The organism is Cryobacterium sp. TMS1-20-1, assembly GCF_004402355.1.
GTDB classification, from domain to species: domain Bacteria; phylum Actinomycetota; class Actinomycetes; order Actinomycetales; family Microbacteriaceae; genus Cryobacterium; species Cryobacterium levicorallinum.
The window spans coordinates 182,863-207,724 of sequence record NZ_SOGF01000018.1 but is presented as its reverse complement, the minus strand read 5'-3'; the positions used below and the strand labels follow the sequence as shown (position 1 = coordinate 207,724).

Genomic DNA, 24,862 nt, shown 5'->3' with positions numbered 1-24,862 from the left:
GGTTTCCGGGGCCCCCCGCGAAAAGCGTGCGGCGGCCCCCGGAAACCCTCAAAACTCGCAACCCCGCGGAAAACCCGCCGCCGCCGCTCCCATAAAGACCGGCGTGAGCGTGTCGGCGGATCGCCTCTATCCGCTGATCGAGCTCGCCGAGATCGCCATCGGCCAACGCGAGCTTGTCTGCGACAGGCGGGGCACAGCAAACGGGCCGGACAGGATGTGAATCCTGGCCGGCCCGTTTGTGTACTGCAGAGGGTTAGTGCTCGACGGCCTTTTCGGCGCCGTGCCCGGTGAGCGAACGCACCGACATTTCGGCGGCGAGCTTCGGGCTCTCCTTCACGGTGCTGGTGACCGATCCGAGCCAGCCCAGGAAGAACCCGAGCGGGATCGAGATGATGCCCGGGTTGCTCAGCGGGAAGATCGCGAAGTCCACGCCGGCACCGAACATGGAGGTGTCAGTGCCCGAGAATACCGGCGAGAAGATGATCAGGAGCACGGCTGACGACAGCCCGCCGTACATGCTCCAGACCGCGCCCCGGGTAGTGAAGCCACGCCAGAACAGGGAATAGAGAATGGTCGGCAGGTTGGCGCTCGCCGCGACGGCGAACGCGAGTGCCACGAGGAAGGCGATGTTCTGCCCCTGCACGCCGATACCACCGGCAATGGCGAGGATTCCGATCACGATCACGGTTCGACGGGCGACCTTGACCTCGTCGTCGGGGTTTCCCTTGCCCTTCTTGATGACGGAGCCGTAGATGTCGTGCGCAAAGCTCGTTGCCGCCGTGATGGTGATTCCGGCCACAACGGCCAGGATCGTCGCGAAGGCGATGGCCGAGATGAAGCCGAGCAGCAGCGGACCACCGAGAGCGAGCGCGAGCAGCGGAGCTGCCGAGTTCACTCCACCGGGAGCGGCGAGAACGGTGTCAGCACCAACGAGCGATGCGGCACCGAAGCCGAGCACGAGGGTGAAGATGTAGAACGCGCCGATGAGCCAGATGGCCCAGACCACAGAGCGACGAGCTTCCTTGGCGGTCGGAACCGTGTAGAAGCGCATGAGCACGTGCGGCAGGCCGGCAGTTCCGAGAACCAGGGCGAGGGCGAGCGAGATGAAGTCGAGCGGGTTGGTGCCGTACTTCAGGCCCGGAGCCAGGATCGCATCGGCCGGAACGGAGGTCGAGATGGCAACAGCGCTGTCGAGCAGGGCCGACAGGTTGAACCCGTTCAGGGCCAGTACCCAGATGCTCATGGCGAGTGCACCGATGATGAGCAGGAACGCCTTGACGATCTGCACCCACGTGGTGCCCTTCATACCGCCGACCAGTACGTAGACGATCATCAGCGCGCCGACGACGGTGACCACGATGGACTGGCCGAGCTTGTCGTTGATGCCGAGGAGTAGCGAGACGAGTCCGCCGGCTCCGGCCATCTGGGCGAGCAGGTAGAAGAAGCACACGGCCAGGGTGGTCGTTGCTGCGGCCACGCGCACGGGACCCTGCTTCAACCGGAAGGAGAGCACGTCGGCCATCGTGAACTTGCCGGTGTTGCGCATGAGCTCCGCAACGAGCAGCAGGGCCACGAGCCAGGCGACGAGGAATCCGATCGAGTACATGAACCCGTCGTAGCCACTGATCGCGATCGCGCCGACGATGCCGAGGAACGACGCCGCTGACAGGTAGTCGCCGGCGATGGCGAAACCATTCTGCGGTCCGGTGAACGAGCGGCCACCGGTGTAGTAGTCCGCGGCGGACTTGTTGTTGCGTCCGGAGCGGATGACGATGATCAGGGTCACCGCCACAAAGGCGAGAAAGATGGAGATGTTCAGGATCGGGTTGTTTTCAACCGGTTTGACCGTCGTGGCCAGGAGGTGCAATGCGTTCATCGCTGTTCCATCCGCTCGAGCTCAAGGCGAAGTTCTTCGGTGCGGGGGTCGATCTTGCGGTTCGCGAAGGTCACGTAGGTCATGGTGATGGCGAAGGTCGTGACGAACTGGCCGAGGCCGAGCAGCAGTCCGATATTGATGCGGCCGAAGACCGGCGTCGCCATGAACTCGTGCAGGTACGCGGCAGCGAGTACGTAGGCGATGTACCAGACGAAAAAGAAGATTGCCATCGGTACGACGAACCTGTTGCGGGTGCGCTTCAACTCGAGAAAACGGGGGGTCTTTTCAAAAGCCTCGTAGTCGATGATGGACTTCGGTGGGGCGTCTTTCACTGCTTCACTCATGGGGCCTCCTTGCCTCGGGAACGAAAAATACGGGTTTTGCGGAAAAGTGTGGGTGCGCGGTGGGGGCGGAGCGTGGTCTCGACCGGTGGTCTACAAAACGGATGCTGTCAGTGCTCGTTTGAGATCGTCGAGAACGGTGGGGTCTTCGATAGTGGGGGGAACGGAATATTCTTCACCGTCGACGATTTGTCGAATGGTTTTGCGAAGAATCTTGCCCGACCGCGTTTTGGGCAGTCGGTCGAGTATGGTGACGTCGCGGAACGCGGCAACCGGGCCGACATGCTCCCGGACGAGCGCGACGAGTTCGGCGGCCAGAACGTCGTGGTCGACACTAGTCCCGACTTTGAGGGTCACGAAACCAGCGGCGCGCTGGCCCTTGAGGGCGTCGTGCACGCCGAGTACCGCGCACTCGGCGACGGCCGGGTGCAGAGTGAGTACCTCTTCGAGCGACCCGGTGGAGAGCCGGTGGCCGGCAACGTTGATCACGTCGTCGGTGCGGCCCATGACGAACAGGTAGCCGTCGGCATCAAAATGTCCGGAGTCGCCGGTGGCGTAGTAGCCGGGGAAGGCGGTCAGGTAAGAACTCGCAAACCGTTCCTCGCTGCCCCAGACCCCGAGCAGGGTTCCGGGCGGCAGGGGGAGCCGAATGGCGATGTTGCCGTCCTTGCCGACTTTCTCGATCGGCTTGCCCTTGGAATCCAGAATGGCAATGTCGTATCCGGGCACCGGGACGGTGGCCGAACCCGGCTTGGTCGGCAATTCTTCAATGCCGAGCGGATTGGCGCAGATCGCCCACCCGGTTTCGGTCTGCCACCAGTGGTCGACGACCGGGCAGTGCAGCCCATTGTTGGCCCAGTGGAAGGTCTCGGGGTCGAGTCGTTCGCCGGCCAGGAACAGGCTGGTCAGGCTCGAAACGTCGTGGTTCTTCAGTTCGAGCAGGTCGGGGTCGACCCGGCGGATGGCCCGTATGGCGGTCGGCGCGGTGAACAGAACCTTCACCTTGTAGTCGTCGACGACGCGCCAGAAGGCGCCGGCGTCCGGGGTGCCGATCGGCTTGCCCTCATAGAGGACCGTGGTCGCGCCCGCCAGGAGCGGCGCGTAGACGATGTAGGAGTGTCCGACCACCCAGCCGACGTCGGATGCGGCCCAGTAGACGTCGCCCGGTCCCACATCGTAAATGTTGCGCATCGACCAGTTCAGGGCGACGGCATGGCCGCCGTTGTCGCGGATGATGCCCTTGGGCTTGCCGGTCGTACCGGACGTGTACAGGATGTACAGCGGGTCTTCGGAGCGCAGGGCGACCGGGTCGGCCGGCGCGGCTTTGGCCTCTTCGGCTGCCCAGTCGAGCCAGACGACATCCGCTTCTGAATGGTTCTGGTAGTCAGCAGCTGAGCCGGGGATGCTGTCCCGGCCCTGCACGATCACGGTGTGCACCGAACCCTGGCTCAGGGCGATGGCCTTGTCGACCAGTGGCAGGTATTCCACCGCGCGGCCAGGCTCCAGGCCGCCGGATGCTGTGACGATGACACTGGGGCGGGCGTCATCAATGCGCACGGCCAGTTCGGTTGCGGCGAAACCACCGAACACGACCGAGTGCACCGCGCCGATGCGGGCGCAGGCGAGCATGGCGACAACGGCTTCGGGAATCATCGGCAGGTAGATGACGACGCGGTCGCCGGTGCCAACGCCGTTGGCGCGGAGCACGCCGGCGAACCTGGCGACGCGGCCGAGCAGGTCGAGGTAGCTGAGCTTGGCCCGGGTGCCGGTCATGGCGGAGTCATAGATCAGCGCGGTGTGGGCGCCCCGGCCGGCCAGCACGTGGCGGTCGAGTGCGTTGTAGCTGGTATTGAGAGTGCCGCCGGGAAACCAGGTGCCGGTCGCCGGGCCGTCGGGAGCGAGCGCCAGACGGGGCTGCGTGATCCAGTCGATGCCCTCAGCCGCCTCAAGCCAGAAGGCTTCCGTCGACGAAATGCTGCGTCGCCACGCATCCCGGTAGCTCGCACCTGATTCGCCGTTCATGTCTATCTTCTCCATCGAAGTGCCTCTGTATACAAAGAGTGGTTGAAGTATTGCATATAACCCAGCATTGTGGAATATGATCTAAGTTGTGTATACAGAAACCGCAATGTTGGGGTTAGACGTGCCGCTCCGCGCCAGTGAGCGAGCGTACCGTCAGCTGCGCGGGGAGATCCTGAACGGACTCCTTGCACCAGGGGCTGCCCTGCTCGAAGTCGAACAGGCCGAGCGTATTGGCATATCGCGCACCCCGCTGCGGGAAGCGGTGGCCCGATTGATTGCCGATGGACTCGTCGTCGGTCGCCGAGGCCGTGGCTTTGAAGTCACCGACATCTCGGTCGACAGTATTTCCGAACTTTACGAACTGCGCCAGGCGCTCGAGGTGCAGGCCATTCGTCTGGCGGCGATTCGCCGTGATCCCACCCCGTTCGCCCTGCTCCGTGAGGGCTTCGTCAATGCTCCGCAACTGCTGGAACAGGGCGACGTCGGAGTGCACCGATACTACGGGCTGATCGATGAACTCGAAGATGCCATCGATGTCGCGGTCGGCAACCCTTTTCTCGTCGGCGCCCTGCGCGCCGTACGCACCCACCTGGCCCGAATTCGTCGGTTGGCCCGGAGAAATCCGCTGCGGCTCCATGCCGCGGCGGCCGAGCATCTGCTGATTCTCGACGCCATCATCGCCGGCGATCCGTCGCTGGCGGCCCATGCCACCCATATTCATCTTCATCAAAGCCTCCAGAGCGTCCTCGCGGCGATCGATGAGGGCTCGGCCACTGTCGCCAATTAGCGGCCCTGGTCACCTAACGAAGGGATCCACCGTGCAGCTTCACCACGTTCGAGTTCACAAGAGCGACGAGAATCTGGCCCGCGAGGACCAGCTGGCCTGGAAAATCGCCGAGGTCGCCGCCGACCCGGCCCTCGTCTCCGAAGAGGTGACCGAGATGGTCATCAACCGGGTGATCGACAACGCCTCCGTCGCGGCGGCCAGCCTGACTCGTCGCCCGGTGATCGCCGCCCGCTCGCAGGCGCTCGCACATCCGCGTTCCAATGGCGGCGACGGAGCGACTGTGTTCGGCCTCGCCCCCGCCCGCCGGGTTTCCCCGGAGTGGGCGGCCTGGGCCAACGGTGTGGCCGTGCGTGAACTCGACTATCACGACACGTTCCTCGCCGCCGAGTACTCGCACCCCGGCGACAATATCCCGCCGATCACGGCGGTCGCCCAGCACCTCGCGGCCTCCCGCGGCCTGACCGGCAGCGACCTGATTCGCGGCATCGCCACCGGCTACGAGATTCAGATCGACCTGGTGAAATCGATCAGCCTGCACGCGCACAAGATCGACCACGTTGCCCACCTCGGCCCGTCGGTCGCCGCCGGTATCGGCACCCTGCTCGGCCTCGACAAGGAAACCATCTTTCAGGCCGTCGGTCAGGCGCTGCACACCACGACCGCGACGCGTCAATCCCGCAAGGGAGAAATCTCCAGCTGGAAGGCGCACGCCCCGGCTTTTGCTGGCAAGATGGCTGTCGAAGCCGTCGACCGTGCGCTGCGCGGCGAGACCAGCCCGACTCCCATCTATGAGGGCGAAGACGGCGTCATCGCCTGGCTGCTCGACGGCCCGGACGGCTCCTATGACGTGTCGCTGCCGAAAGCCGGCAGCATCAAGCGGGCCATTCTGGACAGCTATACCAAGGAGCACTCGGCCGAATACCAGGCGCAGGCCTGGATCGACCTCGCTCGCAAGCTGCACAACGAACACCCCGAACTGCTCGTCGCCGGGGCTATCACGAGCGTTGTCATCCACACCAGCCACCACACGCACTACGTGATCGGCTCCGGCGCCAACGACCCGCAGAAGTACGACCCCACCGCGAGCCGCGAGACGCTCGACCACTCCATTCCCTATATCTTCACGGTCGCTCTGCAGGACGGCAGCTGGAACCACGTCGATTCCTACAGCCCGGAACGAGCCGGCCGCCCAGACACCATCGCCCTGTGGCAGACCGTCACAACCACCGAGGATAAGGAGTGGACGCGTCGCTACCACTCCCTCGACCCGGCCGAGAAGGCCTTCGGCGGTCGCGTCGAGATCGAACTGGCCAATGGAACCCGCATCGTCGACGAGATTGCCGTCGCCGATGCGCATCCGCTCGGCGCTCGCCCCTTTGCCCGCGCGGAGTACATCAACAAGTTCCGCACCCTGGCCGCGCCGGTCATGGAGGTGTCCGAAATTGAGCGCTTCCTGGCGCTGGCCCAGCGCCTGCCCGAGCTTGGTGCTGCCGACCTCGGGGGCCTGACCATCGTGGCCAAGCCGGGATTGCTCTCCTCCATTACCGCGCCGATCGGAATCTTCTAATGCTGTACGCCGGAACGACCGCCGCCGACAAGCGGATTGCCCTGCGCCAGGGCCTAAAAAGCGGCAAGATTTTGCGCTTTCCGGGCGCGTTCAACCCGCTGTCGGCCAAGCTGATCCAGCAGAAGGGGTTCGAGGGCGTCTACATTTCGGGTGCCGTGCTCTCGGCCGACCTCGGCCTGCCCGATATTGGCCTGACCACCCTCACCGAGGTGGCCGGCCGGTCGCAGCAGATCGCCCGCATGACCGACCTGCCGGCGATCGTCGATGCCGACACCGGCTTCGGCGAGCCGATGAACGTGGCGCGCACCATCCAGACTCTCGAGGATGCCGGCCTGGCCGGCATGCACATCGAGGACCAGATCAACCCGAAGCGCTGCGGTCACCTGGACGGCAAGCAGGTCGTGGATGCGGACACCGCGATCAAGCGCATCCGCGCGGCGGTCGATGCCCGCCGGGATGCGAACTTTCTCGTGATGGCGCGCACGGACATCCGTGCCGTCGACGGTTTGGATGCCGCGGTGACTCGGGCGAAGCAGCTGCAGGATGCCGGAGCGGACGCGATCTTCCCCGAGGCGATGGGCAGCCTGGCCGAGTTCGAGACGATCCGGGCGGCCGTCTCGGTGCCGATCCTGGCGAACATGACCGAATTCGGCAAGGGCGAGCTGTACACCGTGCAGCAGCTCGAAAACGTGGGCATGAACCTGGTGATCTTTCCGGTGTCGTTGCTGCGCCTCGCGATGGGGTCGGCGGCCCGCGGACTCGATGCGATCGAGCAGACCGGCTCGCTCACGACGATGCTGCCCGAGATGCAGCACCGGGCTGACCTGTACGAATTGCTCGACTACGCGTCGTATAGCCAGTTCGATTCGGGTATCTTCGATTTCACGCTGAACCCGCACATTTCGTCCAAGGTATAAGGGGAGCACAATGTCTGACACGGAAACACTCGCGCCACACGTCTATAAGGGGCTGACCGGCGTGGTCGTCGACACGACCGCGGTCTCCAAGGTCAACCCGGAGACCAACTCGCTGCTCTACCGTGGCTACCCGGTGCAGGAACTCGCGGCGAAGAAGAGCTTCGAGGAGGTCGCCTACCTGCTCTGGCACGGTGAACTGCCCACAGACCAGCAGCTCGCGGACTTCGAGGCCCTCGAGCGTTCGCTGCGCCACCTCAACCCGGTCGTCAAGCGCATCATCGACGAGCTGCCGTTGACCGCGCACCCGATGGATGTCGTGCGCACCGCGGTGAGCGTTATCGGAGCGAGCGATCCGGAAGCCGAGAACCCGTCGCCGGAATCCGACCTGGCCAAGTCGATTCGGCTGTTCGCCCAGCTGCCCGCGATCGTGTCGTACGACCAGCGGCGTCGGCATGGGCTCGACCTGGTCGAGCCGCGCGACGACCTCGGCTACTCGGCGAACTTTTTGCACATGGCCTTCGGGGAGGTGCCTGAGCTCGTCGTCGTCAACGCCTTCGACGTGTCGATGATTCTCTACGCCGAGCACTCCTTCAACGCATCGACGTTCACCGCGCGGGTGATCACCTCGACCCTGTCCGACCTCTATTCGGCCGTGACCGGCGCGGTCGGGGCGCTCAAGGGAGCATTGCACGGCGGCGCGAACGAAGCCGTCATGCACACCTTTACCGAGATCGGCCTCGGCGCCGGCTCGGCCGCCCGGGCCGAGCCCTGGCTCGCGCAGGCGCTCGCCGAGAAGCGCAAGATCATGGGCTTCGGGCACCGCGTCTATAAGAGCGGCGACTCGCGCGTACCGACCATGCGGGCGGCGCTCGTCACCCTGGCCCTGCACTACGAGAAGCCGGAGCTTCTCGAACTCTACGAAGCCCTCGAGACGGCGATGACGACGCGCAAGGCGATCCTGCCCAACCTCGACTACCCGTCGGGTCCGGCCTACCACCTGATGGGGTTTGACACCCTCACCTTCACTCCGCTGTTCGTTGCGGCGCGCATCACCGGGTGGACTGCGCACATCATGGAGCAAAAGACCAGCAACGCACTGATTCGCCCGCTGTCGGCCTACAACGGGCTCGACCAGCGTCAGGTTCCGTGACGCTTCTTCTTCGCGCCGGATAAAACGCAACGAGCGGATGCCGCGCTGCCGGTCGGCAGCGCGGCATCCGCTTTATTGTGCCTATGGTCACGGCGCTTGCGTCTTTCGTTAGCATTGTCGAATGACACTTGACGCGCCTCTTTCGAGCAACGACACAGCCACGACCGAAACGAAGGTCACCGCGTGAGCGTGCACCTGGTCGGCGGCGGAGGAGACCCGGCCCACAATGCCCAGGTGTTCGGAACGTTCCTGTCCGAGGTTGTGGCTCACGCCGCACAGGCTGGCCGTGACGAACCGATCGTGGCGATCATCACCGTCGGCCCGGGCAGCGCCCACGCCGAGGAACTGGCTGCCTCGCTCGGCGACAGTGTGCAGACCCGCCGCACCGTGCTCGCGCCCGGCGATACCGGCGACCTCACCGCTCTGGGCGCTGTCGACGGCATTCTCATCGGCGGCGGCGTGACCCCCGATTACCTGGCCGCGCTGCTTCCCATCGCCGGCGAGATTCGCCGCCAGGTGTCGGCCGGCGTGCCCTACCTCGGCTTCTCGGCCGGTGCCATGATCGCCGCCGAACGAGCCCTGATCGGCGGCTGGCGCATCGGCGGCGTCGAGGTGACGCCCGAAGACGTCTCCGAGGGCCTCGACGAAATCACCCTCGCCCAGGGCATCGGACTGCTCGACGTCACGGTCGACGTGCACGCCGCCCAGTCCGGCAGCCTGTCCCGGTTGATCGCGGCGACCGAAGCCGGCCTGATCGACGGCGGCCTAGCCATCGACGAGAACACCGTGCTCGTGGTCGGCGAGGGCGCACTTCGCGTGCTCGGCGCCGGCAGCGTCTGGAACGTCAGCCAGGCCGACGGCGGTGTGCTCGTGAGCACCATCGGCGCCTGACCCGCGCATGACAGCCTGCACAACGGACGCCGCAACACGCGTACGGAGTCAGCTCGCGGCGGTCGCCACCCCATCAGGTACCTGCCCGGTTGATCGTGCGCGCCCGGTCGGCCGGATGAGGTCGTGAACCTCGACGCCCTCGCGGCAAGCGGCGACATCGATCCGGGCTGGGCGCTCGCCCTCGCACCCGTGGCCGATGACCTGGCCAGGATCGGCGAGTTCCTGACGTGTGAACGAGCCGTCGGCCGCACCGTGCTGCCCGCTGCGGAGCACCTGCTGCGTGCGTTCCGCCAGCCGTTCGACGCCGTGCGGGTGCTCATCGTCGGGCAGGATCCGTATCCGACTCCGGGCCATCCGATCGGCCTGGCCTTCGCCGTCAAAGCCGACGTGCGCCCGCTTCCGCGCAGCCTCGGCAATATCTTCACTGAATATGAAGCCGATCTCGGCCTGCCGCGACCCGAGCACGGCGACCTCTCGGCCTGGACCGATCAGGGCGTGCTGCTGCTGAACCGGGTGCTCAGCGTCGGTGCGGGAGCGGCCGGTTCGCACCGCAGCCAGGGCTGGGAAGCGGTGACCGACCAGGCCATTCGCGCACTGGTCGGGCGGGGACATCCGCTGGTGGCGATTTTGTGGGGAAAGGATGCCGGCGCGCTCAAGCCGCTGCTCGGCGACACGCCCGTGCACGAGTCGGTGCACCCGAGTCCACTATCGGCCTGGCGTGGTTTTTTCGGTTCGAAGCCATTCAGCAACGCCAACCGGCTGTTGACCGGGCAGGGGGCTGCATCGGTGAACTGGGAGCTTCCGGTAATCTGGAATCAACCAGAAAGGGGAGTGCCCGGTGCTTGAGGAAGAATACGAGCCTCGTCGTCGGTTGCCCCGCCACTTGCGGCCGGAAACCGCCGTCGAGACGCCGTTCGAATACACGATGCGTGAGGTACGGGCGACCGACCTGCCGCACATTCGCGAAATCTACAATTATTACGTCGCCAACAGCACCGTCACTTTTGACGAAGATGCCATGACTCTCCCCGAGTGGCGCGACAAGTTCTACTACCTGAACAAGCAGGGCATGCCGTTCATCGTTGCCGTCTCACCGGCCGGCCAGATTCTGGGCTATGCCCTGGTTGCCCCGTGGAAACAGAAGAAGGCCTACCGGTTCACGGTCGAAAACTCGATCTACCTCGGCGCCGCGTCCACCGGAAAGGGACTCGGGCGCGAGCTGCTCGGCGAACTGATCAAGCGGTCGAAGGCGGCCGGCCTGAAGGAGATCATCGCCGTGATCGCGGATCAGGGAGCGGATGCCTCGATCAAGCTGCACCGCGACTTCGGTTTCGAGGAGATCGGCCGCATGGGCAAGGTCGGTTTCAAGTTCGAGCGCTGGCTCGGTACTATTTTGCTGCAGAAGAGTCTGAAGTAGCCCCGTTGGCCCGGCTCATGGGGCCGACGTTGGCAGGTCGCGGGGCATCGGGATCGAAGTTGGCGTCTCGCGGGCGTGCCCGGGCTCAGTGCGTGCCGCGCGGCGTGTTCAGGCGGCCGACGGCGTTGAGTACTGCACGTCGCGGAGAGATGCTCGCGACCCGGGCGAGCAGGGCGTTGCGGGCGCCGACGAGCACGACCGAGGGCGTGACCGAGCGGTCGAGCGCCGAGAACGAGGCGCGCATGACCTCGTCGACCGTGAGCGGTGTGCCCTTCTTGCCGCCGCCGGTCTTGGCGACCTCGAAGAACTCGGTGTTGGCGGGACCTGGGCAGATCGCCGTGACCTTGAGGCCGCTCGACCGCGTTTCGTAACTGACCGCCTCGGTGTAGCTGAGCACGTAGGCCTTGGTCGCGCCGTACACCGCCATGTGCGGCACCGGCTGGAATGCGGCCGTGCTGGCCAGGTTCACCAGCGCCGCAGTGTGCGGATGCAGCGAGGCGGTCTCGACCAGATCGGGCAGGAAGGCGTGGGTCAGCGCGGTCAGCGCGTGCACGTTGAGCGCCACCTGCTCGCGTTCGCGGGCCTCGTCCGAGTCGAGCACGGTGCCGAAGGTGGCGAATCCGGCATTGTTCACGAGGGTGCCGATGGTGATTGCCCGCTCGCGCAGGTCGCGCACCAGCTCGGGGACGGCATCCGCTTCGGTGAGATCGAGCGGAATCACGGTGGAAACGGTGCCGTATTTCTCGGCGAGATCGACCGCAAGGGCTTCGAGCCGGGCCTGGCGACGGGCGACGAGTACCAGATCCGCGCCGCGCTGGGCGAGCGCGTGGGCGTACCCGACGCCGAGTCCGCTTGACGCTCCGGTGATGAGCGCGGTGGTGCCGATGGGGTTGTACAAAGCGCTGGCCATGGATTGAGGCTAGCCTCGTTGTGCCGCCGCGGCCAGTGCTGCCTGATTGGCGACCGTCGCCGAACTAGGCTCGGGTCATGGCTGATCCACACGAACTGACCGCCCTTGAGCAATGGCAGGCCCTGCAGAGCCGCGAAATCAGCCCGGGCGAGCTCGCCGAGCATTACCTCGCCCGCATCGAGAAGTACAATTCGGCACTCGGTGCCTTTGTCACGGTGACGGCAGACGCGGCCAGGGCCAGGGCCCGTTACGTTGAAGAGCGGATGCCGCGCACCGCGCCGCTCTGGGGCCTCCCGTTTGCCGACAAGGACCTGTACCTGCGTGCGGGGGTGCCAGCCAGGTTCGGCTCGCGCCTCTTCGCCGACTATGTGCCCGACGAGTCGGATGAGCTCGTGCAGGCCCTTGACGACGCCGGGGGAGTCAGCCTCGGCAAGACGAACACGCCGGAGTTCGGCCTCGCCTCCTACACCGAAAGCCTCGCCGCACCGCCGGCTCGCACGCCGTGGAACCTTGCGCTCGGCGCCGGCGGATCCAGCGGTGGCGCCGCCGTCGCGGTCGCCGCCCGCCTGCTGCCGTTCGCGCCGGGCTCCGATGGCGGCGGGTCCATCCGCATCCCAGCGGCCGCCTGCGGGCTGGTCGGCCTCAAACCGAGCCGCGGACGGGTGCCGTCCGCTTCCGGAGTCGACAAGCTCGGTGGCCTCGCCGTCGGCGGCCCGATCGCCCGCACGGTAGCGGATGCCGCCCTGCTGCTCGATGCCATGATCGCGCCGCGAGATGGTCACCCCGACCACCACTATGCCTTGCGGGCTCCGGGAGACGAAGCTCCGCTGCTGGCCGCGGCGGTGCGCGGCGATGGGCGGTTTCAGCTCGGCGTCATGACCACTTCAGCCTGGGACAACGATTACTCCATTTCGATTGCGCCCGAAGCTCAGGCCGCGCTCGATCTCGCCGTGGCCGGTTTCGCCGCGCTGCAGCACGGCCTCGAGGAGACGGCACTCGTGCCCGACGCGAGCTATGTGCCGGCGTTTCGCACAATTTGGCAAGCGGGCGCGGCGACCATCCCTGCCGAAACCGACGCAGACGTCGCCCTGCTTGAACCGCTGACCCAGTGGCTGCTCGCCCGAGGTCGTGCCCTCGGTGCCCGGGAACTCGCCGAGGCGCTGGCCGCACTGTCCGCGTTCGAGCGTTCGTTCATTCGCCAGCTGTCGAAATTCGATGCCGTGCTGACCCCGGCGATGGCGCTGACGCCGCGGCCGGTCGGCTGGTACGACGCGCACGACGGCGAGGCGAACTTCGCCCAGCAGGTGCAGTACACGCCGTTCACCTCGATGATCAACGTGAGCGGGCTGCCGGCCATCGTGCTGCCGGTGCACCAGACCGACGACGGCCTGCCGATGGGCGTGCAGCTCATCGGGCGACCCGGCGGCGAAGCGACGCTGCTGGCGCTCGGCGCGCAGCTGGAGCGGCGCATCCGCTGGCAGGATCGCGTGCCGCCCGACCCTGCGTAGGCCTGACCGGGCGTTGGCCTCACCGGGCGTGAACCCGGAGTCAACCAGAGTCGCGCCGGAATTCTACTGGCGTGACGCGACCGGCTTCGACGGCCACCAGAACCGGTCGTCCACCAGAAAGACCAGGGCCGGCACGAGTACGGTGCGCACGACAAGGGTGTCGAGCAGCACTCCGATGCAGACGATCACGCCGATCTGGGTGAGTGCCACGACCGGCAGGACGCCGAGCACGGCGAACACCGCCGCGATCAGAATCCCGGCGCTGGTGATCACCGCGCCGGTCGACGAGAGCGCCCGCACCATGCCTTCTCGGGTGCCGTAGCGCCGGGCCTCTTCCCGCGCTCGCGTGGTCAGGAAGATGTTGTAGTCCACGCCGAGAGCGACCAGGAACAGAAAGGAAAACAGCACGACGCTGGTGTCGAACGCGGCGAAGCCGAGCAGGTTCTGAAAGATCAGGTTCGAAGCTCCCAGGCTGGCGAAGAAGGTGCCGAGCACGGTGGCGATGAGCAACACCGGCGCCACGAGGGAGCGCAGCAGCAGCGCCAAAATGAGAAAGACGATGCCCAGAATCAGCGGCAGGATCAGGGCCTGGTCCCGTTCGGCGCTGATTTTCGTGTCGAGGGCCGTGGCATCGCTGCCACCGACCCGCGCCTGCGAGACCGCGCCCGAAGCATCCGCTAAATCGCTGCGCAGTTGGCTGAGGGTCGCAAAAGTCAGGTCGCTGCCGGGTTCGCTGTCGAGGGTGACATCGATGCGGGTCAGGCCGCCAGCGTTCTCACCGGCGACAGCCGCGGAGACCCCTGGAGTCTGCAGGGCCACTGCCACGGTGTCAGCGGATGCCGCATCCGGCGTCAGCACGACCGTCTGGCTGGTCAGCCCCGCCGAAAAAGACTCGTCCACAATGTCCTGGGCAACAACCGACTCCGGGTTGCCGAGCAGCTGGTCGGCTTGGGATAACCCGACGGCGGCTCCGTTCAGCCCGAACGCGAGCGAACCGATCGCCAGAACGGACACGACCGTGATGATCACCGGATGCCTGGCCACTCCGCGACCGAGCCTGGTCCAGAAGCCGATGCGCGGGGCAGTGGCCTGGGCCTCCACGCGCGGAATGAACGGCCAGAACAGGCCGCGCCCGCAGACCACGAGGGCGGCCGGCAGCACGAGCAGGGCGAACAGAATGGCGATGAGTACACCGATGGCGCAGGCGATGCCGAGCGCCCGGTTGCCGGCCAGTTCGGCGAAAACCAGGGTTGCCAGGCTCAGCGCAACGGTGCCACCGCTGGCCGCGATGGCCGGGCCGGCGCTCGTCACGGCGGTGCGCATGGCGACGTTGCGATTTTCGGTGTGCAGCAATTCTTCGCGATAGCGGGCCACGAGCAGCAGGGCATAGTTGGTGCCGGCGCCGAACACGAGCACCGAGAGGATGCCCGAGATCGAGGCGTCGAGGGCGAAACCGAGCGGTTCGGCCAGCGCGCCGGCGACCTTGCCGGCCAGGCCGTCGGCGAGCCCGACCACGACGAGCGGCACGATCCAGAGCACCGGGCTGCGATAGGTCACGATCAGAAGCACCGCGACGACGATCACGGTCACCAGCAGCAGGCGAAAGTCGGCTCCGGCGAAAGCGTTGGTGATGTCGGACTGAAAGCCGACCGGCCCGGTGACATAGGCGGTCAGCCCGCTCGGCAGCGCGGTCGACGCCGTTGAACGGATATCGGTGGCCGTCTTCGCAATGTCGGCCGTCGCGCTCGCCGCTTCCAGCGGCACCACGCTCAGCGCCGCCTGACCGTCGTCGCTGAACTGCGGTGTGGCCGCGCGCGGGGCGATAGACGCGGCGCCGAGCCGCTCGGCTGCGGCGGTGATCGCGGTTTGGTCGGCCGCCGTGAGCGCGGCGCCGTCGCGGCTCCAGACCACGATCGCCGCGGTCTGGTCGGCCGAGGGAAACTCGGCGAGCAGCTCGGTGACCTGGGCCGCCTGGCTGGTCTCCGGCAGCCCCGCCGCCGGAAAATCCTCGGACTCATTGGCCGGGAGCAGCGCAAACAGCAGACCGACCGCCACGAGTGTTCCGAGCAAGACCGCCCAGGCGGTGCGTTTGCCGGTGATGAAGCGCGTGATCGCGAGCACAGTTCCTCCAGAACCTCGATAATCGCTATCCTAGCTAGCTATACCAGTGCCCAAATTTGTTTTGAATTACTCAAAACAAATGTTAGGGTCAGAGCATGACGACGACCGAACCGAGCGAAGAGACCGCGGGCCTGCGCCTGGCCGCAGCCGACGCCGGGTTGCTGGCCGACAGCATCCGTTCGGCTGGTCTCAAAGTTACGGCGCCGCGTCTGGCGGTGCTGCGCGCCCTCACCGATATGCCGCACTCCAACGCCGACGCCCTGTTCACAGCGGTGCACACCGACCTGCCCGGCACCTCGCTGCAGGCGGTCTACGGGGTGCTCGCCTCGCTCGGCACTGCCGGACTCGTGCGCAAGATCGAACCGGCCGGTTCGCCCGCCCTGTTCGAGCGCCGGGTCGGCGACAACCACCACCACATCGTCTGCACCCGCTGCACTGTGGTGCACGACGTGGATTGTGCCGTCGGTCACGCACCCTGCCTCACGCCGGCGGATGCGCTCGGTTTCGACGTGCGCGCCGCCGAGGTTATTTACTGGGGCCTGTGCGCCCAGTGCCAGCTCGACACCGCACACCCCTAACTTTCTTCCGCCAACCTCGCGTTGCTGATCCACACCAAGGAGCACCATGACTATCAAGCCCACTACCGACCAGACGGGAACGCCCGTCGCCAGCGACGCGCACTCCCTCACCGTCGGCGCCGACGGCGTCACCGCGCTGCACGACCGCTACCTGGTCGAGAAGCTCGCCCAGTTCAACCGCGAGCGCATTCCGGAGCGCATCGTGCACGCCAAGGGCGGCGGAGCGCACGGCGAGTTCGTCGTGACCGGCGACGTCTCGAAGTACACCCGCGCGGCCGTGTTTCAGCCCGGCACCGTCACCCCCACCCTGCAGCGCTTCTCCAGCGTGGCCGGCGAGCAGGGCAGCCCAGACACCTGGCGCGACGTGCGCGGCTTCTCGGTCAAGTTCTACACGACCGAGGGCAATTACGACATCGTCGGCAACAACACCCCGGTGTTCTTCATCCGCGACGGCATCAAGTTCCCCGACTTCATCCACTCGCAGAAGCGCCTGCCGGGCACCGGCCTGCGCGACGCGACCATGCAGTGGGACTTCTGGACCCTCTCCCCGGAGTCGGCCCACCAGGTGACCTACCTCATGGGAGACCGCGGCCTGCCGCGCTCCTGGCGTGAAATGCCCGGCTTCGGCTCGCACACCTACCAGTGGATCAACGCCGCCGGCGAGCGCTTCTGGGTGAAGTACCACTTCGAATCCAACCAGGGCAACGTCGAGATGGAAGGCTCAGAAGCTGAGCTCATCGCCGGAGCGGATGCTGACTACTACCGTCGCGACCTGTCCGACGCCATTGCCGCCGGCAACTTCCCGTCCTGGAACGTCTCCGTGCAGGTCATGCCGTACGAGCAGGGCAACACCTACCGATTCAACCCGTTCGACGTGACCAAGGTCTGGCCGCACGCCGACTTCCCGCTCATTCCGGTCGGTACCCACACCCTCAACCGCAACCCGGAGAATTTCTTCGCCGAGATCGAGCAGGCCGCGTTCTCGCCCGCCAACTTCGTTCCCGGAATTGCCGCAAGCCCCGACAAGATGCTCATGGCGCGCATCTTCTCCTACCCCGACGCGCAGCGCTACCGCGTCGGCACCAACTACACCCAGCTGCCGATCAATGCGGCGAAGAGCCCGGTCAACAACTACTCGCAGGATGGCGCACAGCGCCACTACTACAACGCACCGAGCGAGCCGAACTACGCACCCAACTCCCTTGGTGGCCCCGTCGCCGACCCGGCCGCGGCCGGCGAGGGCGCCTGGGAAGGCGACGGAACGCTGCTGCGTGCCGCCGCGACCCTGCGCAGCGAGGACAGCGACTTCGGCCAGGCCGGAACGCTGTACCGCGAGGTCTACGACGACGCCGCCAAGGCGCGCTTCCTTGACACCATCACCGGTGCCATCAGCGGCGTGACCCGCCCCGAGGTCACCGAGCGTGCCATTTGGTACTGGACCAGCGTTGACGCCGACCTCGGCGCCAAGCTGCGTGCGAACCTCGCTGTGTTCGCCGCGGCTGCCGCCATCGACGCTGAGTACGTCGCCGCGCAGTAGCGCTTCTGCACGACAAAACCGCCCGGCCTGTTCCCAGCCCGGGCGGTTTTGTGTGTGCTGCAGCCGCGCACCGGAATGGGCGGCGGTGTCACGAGCCACGTTGGCTGAACTAGCGGATGTAGCCGCCCTTTTTCAGGCCGGCCTCGATCTCGAAGCGGTTGTGCAGCGGATTGCGCCCGCCGAGCGCGTATAGCAGCGGAAAGACCATGCCGAAGCGCTGCCATTGGCGTTTGTGCACGGCCTCATGCTCGAGCACGGCCGCGGTGACGTTCTGATTGGTGAGATAGCAGCCGCCGACGCAGGATCCGCCGCGTCCGAACGTCCACGGCGGCATGCCGCGAAACACATACAGTCCGGCGCGTTTCTCGACCCGGCCGGTGCTCCAGATTGAGCCCCAGACCAGCCCGAACGCGGTCGCGTAGAGGTAGCCGGCGCGACTCACCGGTGAATCAAAGAGGAGTCGCCGCATCCGCTATCGTGATTCTTCGTCGGTGTACCCGGGGCGTCCGTAGGCCTCGAGCAGCCGCAGCCAGACCTCGCTCAGCGTCGGGTAGCTCGGCACGGCATGCCACAGCCGGTTGATCGGCACTTCGCCGACAATGGCGACCGTGGCCGAATGCAACAGCTCAGCAACATCCTGCCCGACGAAGGAGACGCCGAGCAGAACCTCGCGGTCGAGGTCGACGATCGCGCGCGCCTTGCCGACGTAGCCGACGGCGAGCACCGAGGCACCGCCCAGGTTGGCCAGGTCGTAATCCAGAATACGGATGCGATATCCCGCCTTCACAGCGGATGCTGCGGTCAACCCGACCGAGGCCACCTCCGGGTCGGTGAAGGTGACCTGGGGCACGGCGGCGTGGTCGGCGGTCGCGACGTGCACGCCCCAGGGCGCCGTGTCGATCGGTCTGCCGGCCGCGCGGGTCACGATCGCGTCGCCGGCTGCGCGGGCTTGGTATTTGCCCTGGTGGGTGAGGAGCGCGCGATGGTTGACGTCGCCGGTGGCGTAGAGCCAGTTACCGGCGAGCGCGGGGGAGTCGCCCTGCACGAGCAGGGTGTCGTCGACGGCGAGCCAGTCGCCTTCGTCGAGCCCGACGGTTTCAAGGCCCAGATCCTGGGTGCGCGGGGTTCGGCCGATGGCCACGAGCACTTTCTCGGCCGTGACGGTGCTGTCGTCGTCGAGGGTGAGCGTGACGGTGCCGTCTGCGTCGCGGTGGGCTTCGGTGGTAGACGGGCCGACGAGGACGGTGACGCCGTTGCGCCGCAGGGCGGCGGTGACGAGCTCACCGGCGAAGGGTTCCTGACCGCCGAGCAGTGGGCTGCGCGCGATGACGGTCACTGTCGAGCCGAGTGAGGCGTAGGCGGCGGCCATCTCGGCTGCGACGACGCCGCCGCCGATCACGGCCAGGCTGGCCGGAATCTCCTGGGCGCTGGTCGCGTCGCGGCTGGTCCACGGTTCGATGTTTGTCAGGCCCGGAATGTCGGGCAGGAGGGCGGCCGAACCGGTGCTCACGACGACGGCGTGCGTGGCGGTGAGCACGGTCACGGTGCCGTCGGCGGACGTCACGGTGACCTCTTTCGTGCCGGTGAGGCGGGCGTGGCCGCGTACCAGGTCGATTCCGGCCGACTCGAGCCACTTTGCCTGGCCGTCGTCCTTCCAGTGGCTCGCGATGGCGTCGCGTTGCTTGAGGGCGGCGCGCGCGTCGACGGTTCCGGTGACGGCTTCGGCGGCGCCCGGCACGCGCCTGGCCGCAGCGAGAGCTGCGCCGCTGCGCAGTAGAGCCTTGGACGGCATACAGGCCCAGTAGGAGCATTCGCCACCGACCAGGTCGCTTTCGACGACGACCGTGCGCAGGCCGCCCTGCGCGGTGCGGTCGGCCACATTCTCGCCGACAGCGCCGCCGCCGATCACAATGACGTCGTAGTTCTGACTTGACATTGAATCTCCTTGACTTTGTGGCCCGACCGTTCAGAGCAGCCTATCCCGAGGTGCCCGTCCGGGGCCCACTCTGTGAACCCGGGCCCGATTAATAGGCTGGGCCTGCGTTCCGGGCCCGGTCGCGGAAGAGGAGGGTGCGCGCGTGGCTAACGGCCCACGAAGACGGCGGGGGTCCGGGTCATGAAGCTCTGCATGCCGATGCGGGAGTCCTCGGTTTGCACCAGGCGGGCGAGGGCCGGCTGCAGCTCTTGTTCAGCGGATGCCGCCCCCTCCCGCTGCGCCAGGCGCGCATTGGCGAGGGTGGCCTGGATCGCGAGGGGTGCCTGGGCGGCGATCTTCTCGGCGAGCTCGAGCGCCCGGTCGAACTGGGTGCCGTCGGGCACGACTTCCTGAACGAGGCCCAAACGATGCGCTTCGGCGGTATCGAACAGCTCACCGGTGAGCAGCCAGCGCATGGCATTGCCCCAGCCGGCCGCACGCGGAAACCGAATGGTCGCGCCGCCGAACGGCAAAATGCCGCGGGCTACCTCGATCTGCCCGAACTTGGTCGATTCGGCGGCAACCACAATGTCGCTCGCGAGCATGAGCTCGATTCCGAGGGTGAGACAGGTTCCCTGCACGGCGATGACGACCGGTTTACTGAGGGATTCGCCATCCACTTGCCACGGGTTGATGCCGCCCTCCGGCACCATCTCGAGCCCGGCGGGGCCCAGCCGGGGACCGATGTCGGCGAGGTCGAGCCCGGCCGTGAAGTGCTCGCCGACGGCGTAGACCAGGCCGACGCGCAGCTCGGGGTCGCGGTCGAGCTTACCGTAGGCGAGGGCGAGCTGCCGCAGCAGGGCAAAGTCGGCGGCATTGCGCTTCTCGGGCCGATTGAACCCGATCAGAAGAATGTGGCCGCGGCGCTCGGTGAGGATGCGGGGCTGATCGTTCATGGGGCCTCCATTGGTCGGTGTGTGAATTCGTGCGGTGCTCGCCGGGCCTATCGCCCCGAGTCCATAACTCCTGCAATTCGTTGGCGGTCCCGCAAAGTTGCCCGGAATGACGCCGGTGTGTCCCTGGCCAGCCAGAAATTGCAGGAGTTATGCGCATTCCCACTCGCTCAGTCCGGTCACCTGCGAGATCAGTGCCTAGCGGGTGAGTGCCCCGATGATGCGCAGGATGCTCGGCAGATCATCGGTCGCCGCCTCGGGGGAGGCCGGCGCGAACCCGGTGATCGTCGCTCCGGCGAGGGTGAACTCAGCGCGCAGGGCGGTGATCGCTTTACCGAGTTCGGCCACGCTCAACCCGAACGGAATCAGGTCATTCAGGCCGCCAAGAGCTGACGGATCGAGCACATCCAGGTCGATGTGCACGAAAACGTGCTTGGCGCCGATGGCAGCGACGGCCGCGATCAGGGCAGCCGGGTCGGTCAACTCGGAGCAGGACACGCTCACCAGGCCGCGCTCCTGCAGGAGAACGTCTTCGGCATCGTCGACATCGCGGATTCCGGCCAGCACGACGCGGTCGAGTGACACGCTGCTCGTGGCGGCGAGTTCCAGCTCGGCTGGCCCTTCGCCGCTGATCGCGCGCAGCACCATGCCGCAGAATCCGCCGGACGGTGAGGTCTCTGGCGTGTGCAGGTCGGGGTGGGCGTCGAACCAGACGACGGCCAGGTCGTCCGGATGCGTACGCGCCGCGTGCTCGACAGCGGTGAGGGCAATGCCGCAGTCGCCGCCGATGGAGAGCGCCCAATCGGCCGTGTCCTTCAAAACAGCGGTGTGGCGTTCCCGCACCTGCTGGATCGCGGAGAACCGGTGCACCCCGGTATCGAGCGCGTCACCGGCCTCGACCGGCACGTCGACCAGACGCGTGGCCGAAAAGGGCAGGTCGCCTTGAATGGCCGCCGCCCCGTCGACCAGGCGCATTGCGCGCGGAGAAATCGAACCCTGCCACTGCGGTACTACAACGAAGGTGGGAGCCATACCTCAGTATGGCGCAGCGGCCGGGGCCAACAACATCCGCTTCGCCGAGAGCGAATTTCTCGCCGGGCTCGCCGGCCACGTCCTGAGTGGACAACTTTGGTGGGTGCCACCGGGGTGTCACCCACCAAAGTTGTCTACTGAACGCTCAGCGCTCGAGGGCGGCGGTGGTTCCGGCTTTCAGGGCCGCGAGGCGGGCATCCACTTCGGTGAGCTCGCCGAGGTCGTCAAGGCTTTCGAACTGGGCGTCAAGGCTCGACGCGGCCAGCTCCTGCGCGCCGCGAACCCGGGCTTCTTCGCGACGGATCTTGTCCTCGAAGCGGTTGACCTCGCTCGTCGGATCCATCATGTCGATGCTCTTGACGGCATCCATCACCTGCGCCTGCGCCTTGGCGGTCTTGGAGCGCGCGACGAGCTCTGCACGCTTGTTGGTGAGTTGCACCAACTTCTCTTTCATGGCGTTCAGGCCGGTCTTGAGCTGGTTGACGACGGCGGTCTGGGCCTGAATCTGCGGCTCAGCGGTCTTCGCTTCCTTCTCCGAGGTGAGCTGGCGACCCAGCGCGACCTTGGCGAGGTTGTCGAACTTGTCGGCGTCGGCAGCGTTGCCGACCAGGCGCAGCTCGTCGGCCTTGCGGCTCGCGGCCAGGGCCTTGTCGCCCCACTCCACGGCGGCTTCCTGGTCTTCGCGGTAGTCGTCTTCGAGCAGCCGCAGGTTGCCGATGGTCTCGGCGATCGCGCTCTCGGCGTCAGAGATGCTGCTCGAGAAGTCGCGCACCATCTGGTCGAGCATCTTGGCGGGGTCTTCCGCCGAGTCGAGGATGGCGTTGATGTTCGCCTTCGCGAGCTGGGAAATACGGCCGAAGATGGACTGCTTGGTCATTCGGGTGTCCCTTCCAAAGGAGTCGTCCTGGTCGAGCTGGCCCGCCAGGAAAGTGCGTGCATGACCAAAGTTTAGGGTGACCGGCAGAGGCGAGTCTGGGAACCTCAGGAAATCCGTGCGATTGCGATGTTGCCCTGTGTTACAGGGCAACTCGCGTGCCACGGGCCTGCCGCCCACAATGGAATCAGGACAGCAATGCGACAGGACGGGAGCCCGGCATGAACCAAGAATTCACGAACCGGATGCTCGTCGTCGTCGAGGTTACCGGAGCGCGCCCCGACCGCCCCGCCTATCACGCCAAGGTGCAGGTGCTCAATTCGCGCGTCGCCGCCGATGCCGAAACCGCCGGCTGGGCCGTCACCCGGGTCGCCGCTGCCGACGTCACACCGGTCGAACTGCTGCGCATCACAGCGGATGCCGACGCCCTCATCATCGTCGGCGGCGAAGACGTCACGCCCCACTTCTACGGCGGCGCTACCGGCTACGAGGGTGAGACGGCGCACTTCGCGGTCGCCGACGAGGGCCAGATAGCCCTGGTGCAGCGCGCCCTCCTGGTCGGCACCCCGTTGCTGGGCATCTGCCGCGGCCTGCAGATCATCAATGTCGCCCTCGGCGGCAATCTGGTGCAGCACATTGACGACGGCATTCACAAAAACATCGACGTGCCGATCGACCAGATTCTCTCCACCCACGACGTCGTGCTCGCCGAAGGCAGCACCCTGGCCGCGAGCCTCGGCCGCATCGACATCTCGGTGCAGAGCGCCCACCACCAGATCGTCGACCGCCTCGGCGCCGGACTTGTGGCCGCCGCCCACGCCCCCGACGGCCTGATCGAAGCCCTCGAGCATGAGAGTGCTCCGATCACCGGGGTGCAGTGGCACCCCGAAGCGCCCGACTCCCCGGTCGATCAGCTCGCCCGGCTTCTGGCCGGTCTGGCCGAGCAGCACGGGGCTCGCTCGCTGCGCGTCGACGCCCCCGCGCTCGCCGCGTAACCGGCCTGGGTCAGCATCCGCTGAACGACCCACGCTGGTCTCGGGATCGCCACCAATTCGTTGGCCGATCCTGCCGAGACCGCCATGGCACGGCCCTCGCGGCGCCGCGGAACCGAAAAAGCCCCGGCACTTCTCGCCTGGGGGAGGTGAGAAATATGCCGGGGCTTTACGTGGAGTGGGGGAACTCCGTGTGTAACGGTACGGGGCATGGCCTGAGAAGAGGCTGATAAAAAACAAAAGGGAGTCTACCCCCCGCGCCAGAATGAGATCTCCCGGTCGGCCGGTTTGTTACGCATCCGTTGCAACGCGTCGAGCGCACAGCGGTCGGCCGACTGAACTGAACCGAGTCCGCCGTTCCACAAAACGAGGCGGTGCCGACCCGGGTAGGGAGTCGACACCGCCTCGGATGCTCGAGTCGGCTGGTGTCAGGCAGCCTGGTGCTTGGCGGCCTGGTGCTTGGTGACGTGGTTTTTGGCGGCCTGGTGTTCGGTGGCCTGGTGTTCGGTGGCCTGGTGTTCAGTGGCACTGACAGCGCTCGCAGAGTGGCTCCAGGCGAGGAGTTCGGCCTGCGCCCGCTTACGGCTCGCAGCGGTCTGTTTGGGGGGGACCGGAACGATCATTCGGGAGCCCGGGCAATCCTTGGAGGAATTGGCCAGGGAATGGTAGGTCGCGAAGCGGGTATCCGACGTGATCCACACCATTTGTTGGCATTCGGGGCACTCTGTCTGCAACATTTTCACGATTGTCCGTTCCATCGCCGACTCCGGGTAATCGGTTCGATAATTCCAACCTAGCGGGGATAGACAGCGTGATGTCCTCCCCTGTGATGGGGACAGCAGGAACCGCCAAATGGTGGTAATTTACTCCGACACGTGCTTGCGCTCATTCTGATTTCCCCGCCCGCAAGAGCCGATGCAGTGGAGATACGCCTTGAACATTGATTGGGAATTCAACGGACTGCCGCTTCACGTGCTGATCGTGCACGCGGTCGTGATCGTGGTGCCACTCGCCGCCCTGTGCGCGCTGCTCACCGCGTTCTGGCCGGCCGCTCGGCGGCGATTGGGCATCGTGACGCCCCTGGTGGCCCTGGCAGCGCTCGTGCTGGTTCCGCTCGCCGTGCAGGCGGGGGAGTGGCTGCAGTCCCGGCTGGTCAACGTGACCCCGTTGCTCGGCACGCACACCTCGCTCGGCAACACGCTGCTGCCGTGGGTGATCGCCCTGTTCCTCGTGGCGGCACTGCAGTGGTTTTGGTACCGCTACGTGACCGCCGAGGGCGCCCGTTTCGCATCCGCTCTGCCACACGGTGCCGGACGTCTCGCGGCCACCATTGTTCTTGATCTTGTGGTTCTGGTCAGCGCGCTTGGATCGGTCGTCACGGTTGCGCTCATCGGGGAATCGGGTTCTCGAGCGGTTTGGACCGACCTGTTCACCTCGTGAGGGTGCCGCATCGAACGTGCGACACCCTCACGCG

23 protein-coding genes are annotated in these 24,862 nt (G+C 66.3%); 12 read left to right on the top strand and 11 right to left on the bottom strand.

What is annotated here, in order from left to right; genetic code table 11:
• Positions 1 to 253: 253 nt before the first annotated feature.
• The 3 genes from E3O45_RS03470 to E3O45_RS03460 form a co-directional block, all read right to left on the bottom strand.
• Positions 254 to 1,876: a cation acetate symporter gene (locus tag E3O45_RS03470; RefSeq protein ID WP_134441741.1), complete on the bottom strand. Its 1,623-nt coding sequence runs from the start codon at positions 1,874 to 1,876 to the stop codon at positions 254 to 256.
• Positions 1,873 to 2,220, bottom strand: a complete 348-nt coding sequence (locus E3O45_RS03465; protein WP_092451296.1) for a DUF485 domain-containing protein — start codon at positions 2,218 to 2,220, stop codon at positions 1,873 to 1,875. Before E3O45_RS03465 ends, E3O45_RS03470 begins: the two co-directional genes overlap by 4 nt.
• 90 nt (positions 2,221 to 2,310) lie before the next feature.
• Positions 2,311 to 4,239, bottom strand: coding sequence for an AMP-binding protein (locus tag E3O45_RS03460; protein WP_134441739.1), 1,929 nt, complete (start codon positions 4,237 to 4,239; stop codon positions 2,311 to 2,313).
• 106 nt (positions 4,240 to 4,345) lie between these two features.
• On the opposite strand from E3O45_RS03460, the gene E3O45_RS03455 reads away from it, so the two are divergent.
• From E3O45_RS03455 to E3O45_RS03425, 7 genes are all read left to right on the top strand, one after another.
• Positions 4,346 to 5,026, top strand: a complete 681-nt coding sequence (locus tag E3O45_RS03455; protein WP_134441737.1) for a GntR family transcriptional regulator — start codon at positions 4,346 to 4,348, stop codon at positions 5,024 to 5,026.
• Positions 5,027 to 5,057: 31 nt separating this feature from the next.
• Positions 5,058 to 6,593: an MmgE/PrpD family protein gene (locus E3O45_RS03450; RefSeq protein ID WP_241985199.1), complete on the top strand. Its 1,536-nt coding sequence runs from the start codon at positions 5,058 to 5,060 to the stop codon at positions 6,591 to 6,593.
• Complete coding sequence (prpB, locus tag E3O45_RS03445) at positions 6,593 to 7,510, top strand: methylisocitrate lyase (protein ID WP_134441734.1); 918 nt, start codon at positions 6,593 to 6,595, stop codon at positions 7,508 to 7,510. The genes E3O45_RS03450 and prpB overlap by 1 nt, the downstream gene beginning before the upstream one ends.
• A gap of 10 nt (positions 7,511 to 7,520) precedes the next feature.
• On the top strand, positions 7,521 to 8,660 hold the full coding sequence (locus E3O45_RS03440) for a bifunctional 2-methylcitrate synthase/citrate synthase (protein WP_134441732.1): 1,140 nt from the start codon (positions 7,521 to 7,523) through the stop codon (positions 8,658 to 8,660).
• A gap of 183 nt (positions 8,661 to 8,843) precedes the next feature.
• Positions 8,844 to 9,551, top strand: a complete 708-nt coding sequence (locus E3O45_RS03435; protein ID WP_134441730.1) for a Type 1 glutamine amidotransferase-like domain-containing protein — start codon at positions 8,844 to 8,846, stop codon at positions 9,549 to 9,551.
• A gap of 123 nt (positions 9,552 to 9,674) precedes the next feature.
• Positions 9,675 to 10,397: a uracil-DNA glycosylase gene (locus E3O45_RS03430; RefSeq protein WP_134441729.1), complete on the top strand. Its 723-nt coding sequence runs from the start codon at positions 9,675 to 9,677 to the stop codon at positions 10,395 to 10,397.
• Positions 10,390 to 10,968, top strand: a complete 579-nt coding sequence (locus tag E3O45_RS03425; protein ID WP_170851577.1) for a GNAT family N-acetyltransferase — start codon at positions 10,390 to 10,392, stop codon at positions 10,966 to 10,968. The genes E3O45_RS03430 and E3O45_RS03425 overlap by 8 nt, the downstream gene beginning before the upstream one ends.
• 85 nt (positions 10,969 to 11,053) lie before the next feature.
• Here E3O45_RS03425 and E3O45_RS03420 read toward each other — a convergent pair whose 3' ends face one another.
• Positions 11,054 to 11,878, bottom strand: coding sequence for an SDR family oxidoreductase (locus E3O45_RS03420; protein WP_134441727.1), 825 nt, complete (start codon positions 11,876 to 11,878; stop codon positions 11,054 to 11,056).
• A gap of 77 nt (positions 11,879 to 11,955) precedes the next feature.
• Between E3O45_RS03420 and E3O45_RS03415 the strand changes: the two genes are divergently transcribed.
• Positions 11,956 to 13,386 (top strand): amidase, encoded by a 1,431-nt coding sequence (locus tag E3O45_RS03415; protein WP_134441725.1) that lies wholly within the window; start codon positions 11,956 to 11,958, stop codon positions 13,384 to 13,386.
• Positions 13,387 to 13,449: 63 nt separating this feature from the next.
• On the opposite strand, the gene E3O45_RS03410 is transcribed toward E3O45_RS03415, so the two are convergent.
• A complete protein-coding gene (locus tag E3O45_RS03410; protein WP_134441723.1) occupies positions 13,450 to 15,507 on the bottom strand; it encodes an MMPL family transporter in 2,058 nt (685 codons plus the stop codon).
• A 95-nt stretch (positions 15,508 to 15,602) separates the two neighbouring features.
• Here E3O45_RS03410 and E3O45_RS03405 point away from each other — a divergent pair, with 95 nt between their 5' ends.
• A complete protein-coding gene (locus E3O45_RS03405; RefSeq protein WP_134441721.1) occupies positions 15,603 to 16,085 on the top strand; it encodes a Fur family transcriptional regulator in 483 nt (160 codons plus the stop codon).
• Between the two features lie 46 nt (positions 16,086 to 16,131).
• The gene (locus E3O45_RS03400; RefSeq protein ID WP_134441719.1) at positions 16,132 to 17,622 is read left to right on the top strand and encodes a catalase; all 1,491 of its coding nucleotides are present in this window, start codon (positions 16,132 to 16,134) and stop codon (positions 17,620 to 17,622) included.
• Positions 17,623 to 17,731: 109 nt separating this feature from the next.
• Here the strand turns inward: E3O45_RS03400 and E3O45_RS03395 are convergent, their stop codons facing one another.
• From E3O45_RS03395 to E3O45_RS03375, 5 genes are all read right to left on the bottom strand, one after another.
• On the bottom strand, positions 17,732 to 18,091 hold the full coding sequence (locus E3O45_RS03395; RefSeq protein WP_134441718.1) for a Fe-S oxidoreductase: 360 nt from the start codon (positions 18,089 to 18,091) through the stop codon (positions 17,732 to 17,734).
• Positions 18,092 to 18,094: 3 nt separating this feature from the next.
• Positions 18,095 to 19,558 (bottom strand): NAD(P)/FAD-dependent oxidoreductase, encoded by a 1,464-nt coding sequence (locus tag E3O45_RS03390; RefSeq protein WP_134441716.1) that lies wholly within the window; start codon positions 19,556 to 19,558, stop codon positions 18,095 to 18,097.
• A 146-nt stretch (positions 19,559 to 19,704) separates the two neighbouring features.
• Positions 19,705 to 20,493, bottom strand: coding sequence for a crotonase/enoyl-CoA hydratase family protein (locus E3O45_RS03385; protein ID WP_134441715.1), 789 nt, complete (start codon positions 20,491 to 20,493; stop codon positions 19,705 to 19,707).
• Between the two features lie 195 nt (positions 20,494 to 20,688).
• Positions 20,689 to 21,522: an arginase family protein gene (locus E3O45_RS03380; RefSeq protein ID WP_134441713.1), complete on the bottom strand. Its 834-nt coding sequence runs from the start codon at positions 21,520 to 21,522 to the stop codon at positions 20,689 to 20,691.
• A 145-nt stretch (positions 21,523 to 21,667) separates the two neighbouring features.
• Positions 21,668 to 22,399, bottom strand: a complete 732-nt coding sequence (locus E3O45_RS03375) for a PspA/IM30 family protein (protein WP_134441711.1) — start codon at positions 22,397 to 22,399, stop codon at positions 21,668 to 21,670.
• 218 nt (positions 22,400 to 22,617) lie between these two features.
• Between E3O45_RS03375 and E3O45_RS03370 the strand changes: the two genes are divergently transcribed.
• Positions 22,618 to 23,391, top strand: a complete 774-nt coding sequence (locus tag E3O45_RS03370) for a gamma-glutamyl-gamma-aminobutyrate hydrolase family protein (RefSeq protein WP_134441709.1) — start codon at positions 22,618 to 22,620, stop codon at positions 23,389 to 23,391.
• Positions 23,392 to 23,816: 425 nt separating this feature from the next.
• Here E3O45_RS03370 and E3O45_RS03365 read toward each other — a convergent pair whose 3' ends face one another.
• Positions 23,817 to 24,125, bottom strand: coding sequence for a hypothetical protein (locus tag E3O45_RS03365; RefSeq protein WP_134441707.1), 309 nt, complete (start codon positions 24,123 to 24,125; stop codon positions 23,817 to 23,819).
• A gap of 196 nt (positions 24,126 to 24,321) precedes the next feature.
• Here E3O45_RS03365 and E3O45_RS03360 point away from each other — a divergent pair, with 196 nt between their 5' ends.
• The gene (locus E3O45_RS03360; RefSeq protein ID WP_241985198.1) at positions 24,322 to 24,828 is read left to right on the top strand and encodes a hypothetical protein; all 507 of its coding nucleotides are present in this window, start codon (positions 24,322 to 24,324) and stop codon (positions 24,826 to 24,828) included.
• The last annotated feature ends 34 nt before the right edge of the window (positions 24,829 to 24,862 follow it).

Coding starts and splice junctions, on each gene's coding strand:
- E3O45_RS03470 (WP_134441741.1), bottom strand. CDS start 1,876: ATGAACGCATTGCACCTCCTGGCCACGACGGTCAAACCGGTTGAAAAC.
- E3O45_RS03465 (WP_092451296.1), bottom strand. CDS start 2,220: ATGAGTGAAGCAGTGAAAGACGCCCCACCGAAGTCCATCATCGACTAC.
- E3O45_RS03460 (WP_134441739.1), bottom strand. CDS start 4,239: ATGAACGGCGAATCAGGTGCGAGCTACCGGGATGCGTGGCGACGCAGC.
- E3O45_RS03455 (WP_134441737.1), top strand. CDS start 4,346: ATGTTGGGGTTAGACGTGCCGCTCCGCGCCAGTGAGCGAGCGTACCGT.
- prpB (WP_134441734.1), top strand. CDS start 6,593: ATGCTGTACGCCGGAACGACCGCCGCCGACAAGCGGATTGCCCTGCGC.
- E3O45_RS03440 (WP_134441732.1), top strand. CDS start 7,521: ATGTCTGACACGGAAACACTCGCGCCACACGTCTATAAGGGGCTGACC.
- E3O45_RS03420 (WP_134441727.1), bottom strand. CDS start 11,878: ATGGCCAGCGCTTTGTACAACCCCATCGGCACCACCGCGCTCATCACC.
- E3O45_RS03415 (WP_134441725.1), top strand. CDS start 11,956: ATGGCTGATCCACACGAACTGACCGCCCTTGAGCAATGGCAGGCCCTG.
- E3O45_RS03405 (WP_134441721.1), top strand. CDS start 15,603: ATGACGACGACCGAACCGAGCGAAGAGACCGCGGGCCTGCGCCTGGCC.
- E3O45_RS03400 (WP_134441719.1), top strand. CDS start 16,132: ATGACTATCAAGCCCACTACCGACCAGACGGGAACGCCCGTCGCCAGC.
- E3O45_RS03395 (WP_134441718.1), bottom strand. CDS start 18,091: ATGCGGCGACTCCTCTTTGATTCACCGGTGAGTCGCGCCGGCTACCTC.
- E3O45_RS03390 (WP_134441716.1), bottom strand. CDS start 19,558: ATGTCAAGTCAGAACTACGACGTCATTGTGATCGGCGGCGGCGCTGTC.
- E3O45_RS03385 (WP_134441715.1), bottom strand. CDS start 20,493: ATGAACGATCAGCCCCGCATCCTCACCGAGCGCCGCGGCCACATTCTT.
- E3O45_RS03380 (WP_134441713.1), bottom strand. CDS start 21,522: ATGGCTCCCACCTTCGTTGTAGTACCGCAGTGGCAGGGTTCGATTTCT.
- E3O45_RS03375 (WP_134441711.1), bottom strand. CDS start 22,399: ATGACCAAGCAGTCCATCTTCGGCCGTATTTCCCAGCTCGCGAAGGCG.
- E3O45_RS03370 (WP_134441709.1), top strand. CDS start 22,618: ATGAACCAAGAATTCACGAACCGGATGCTCGTCGTCGTCGAGGTTACC.
- E3O45_RS03365 (WP_134441707.1), bottom strand. CDS start 24,125: ATGTTGCAGACAGAGTGCCCCGAATGCCAACAAATGGTGTGGATCACG.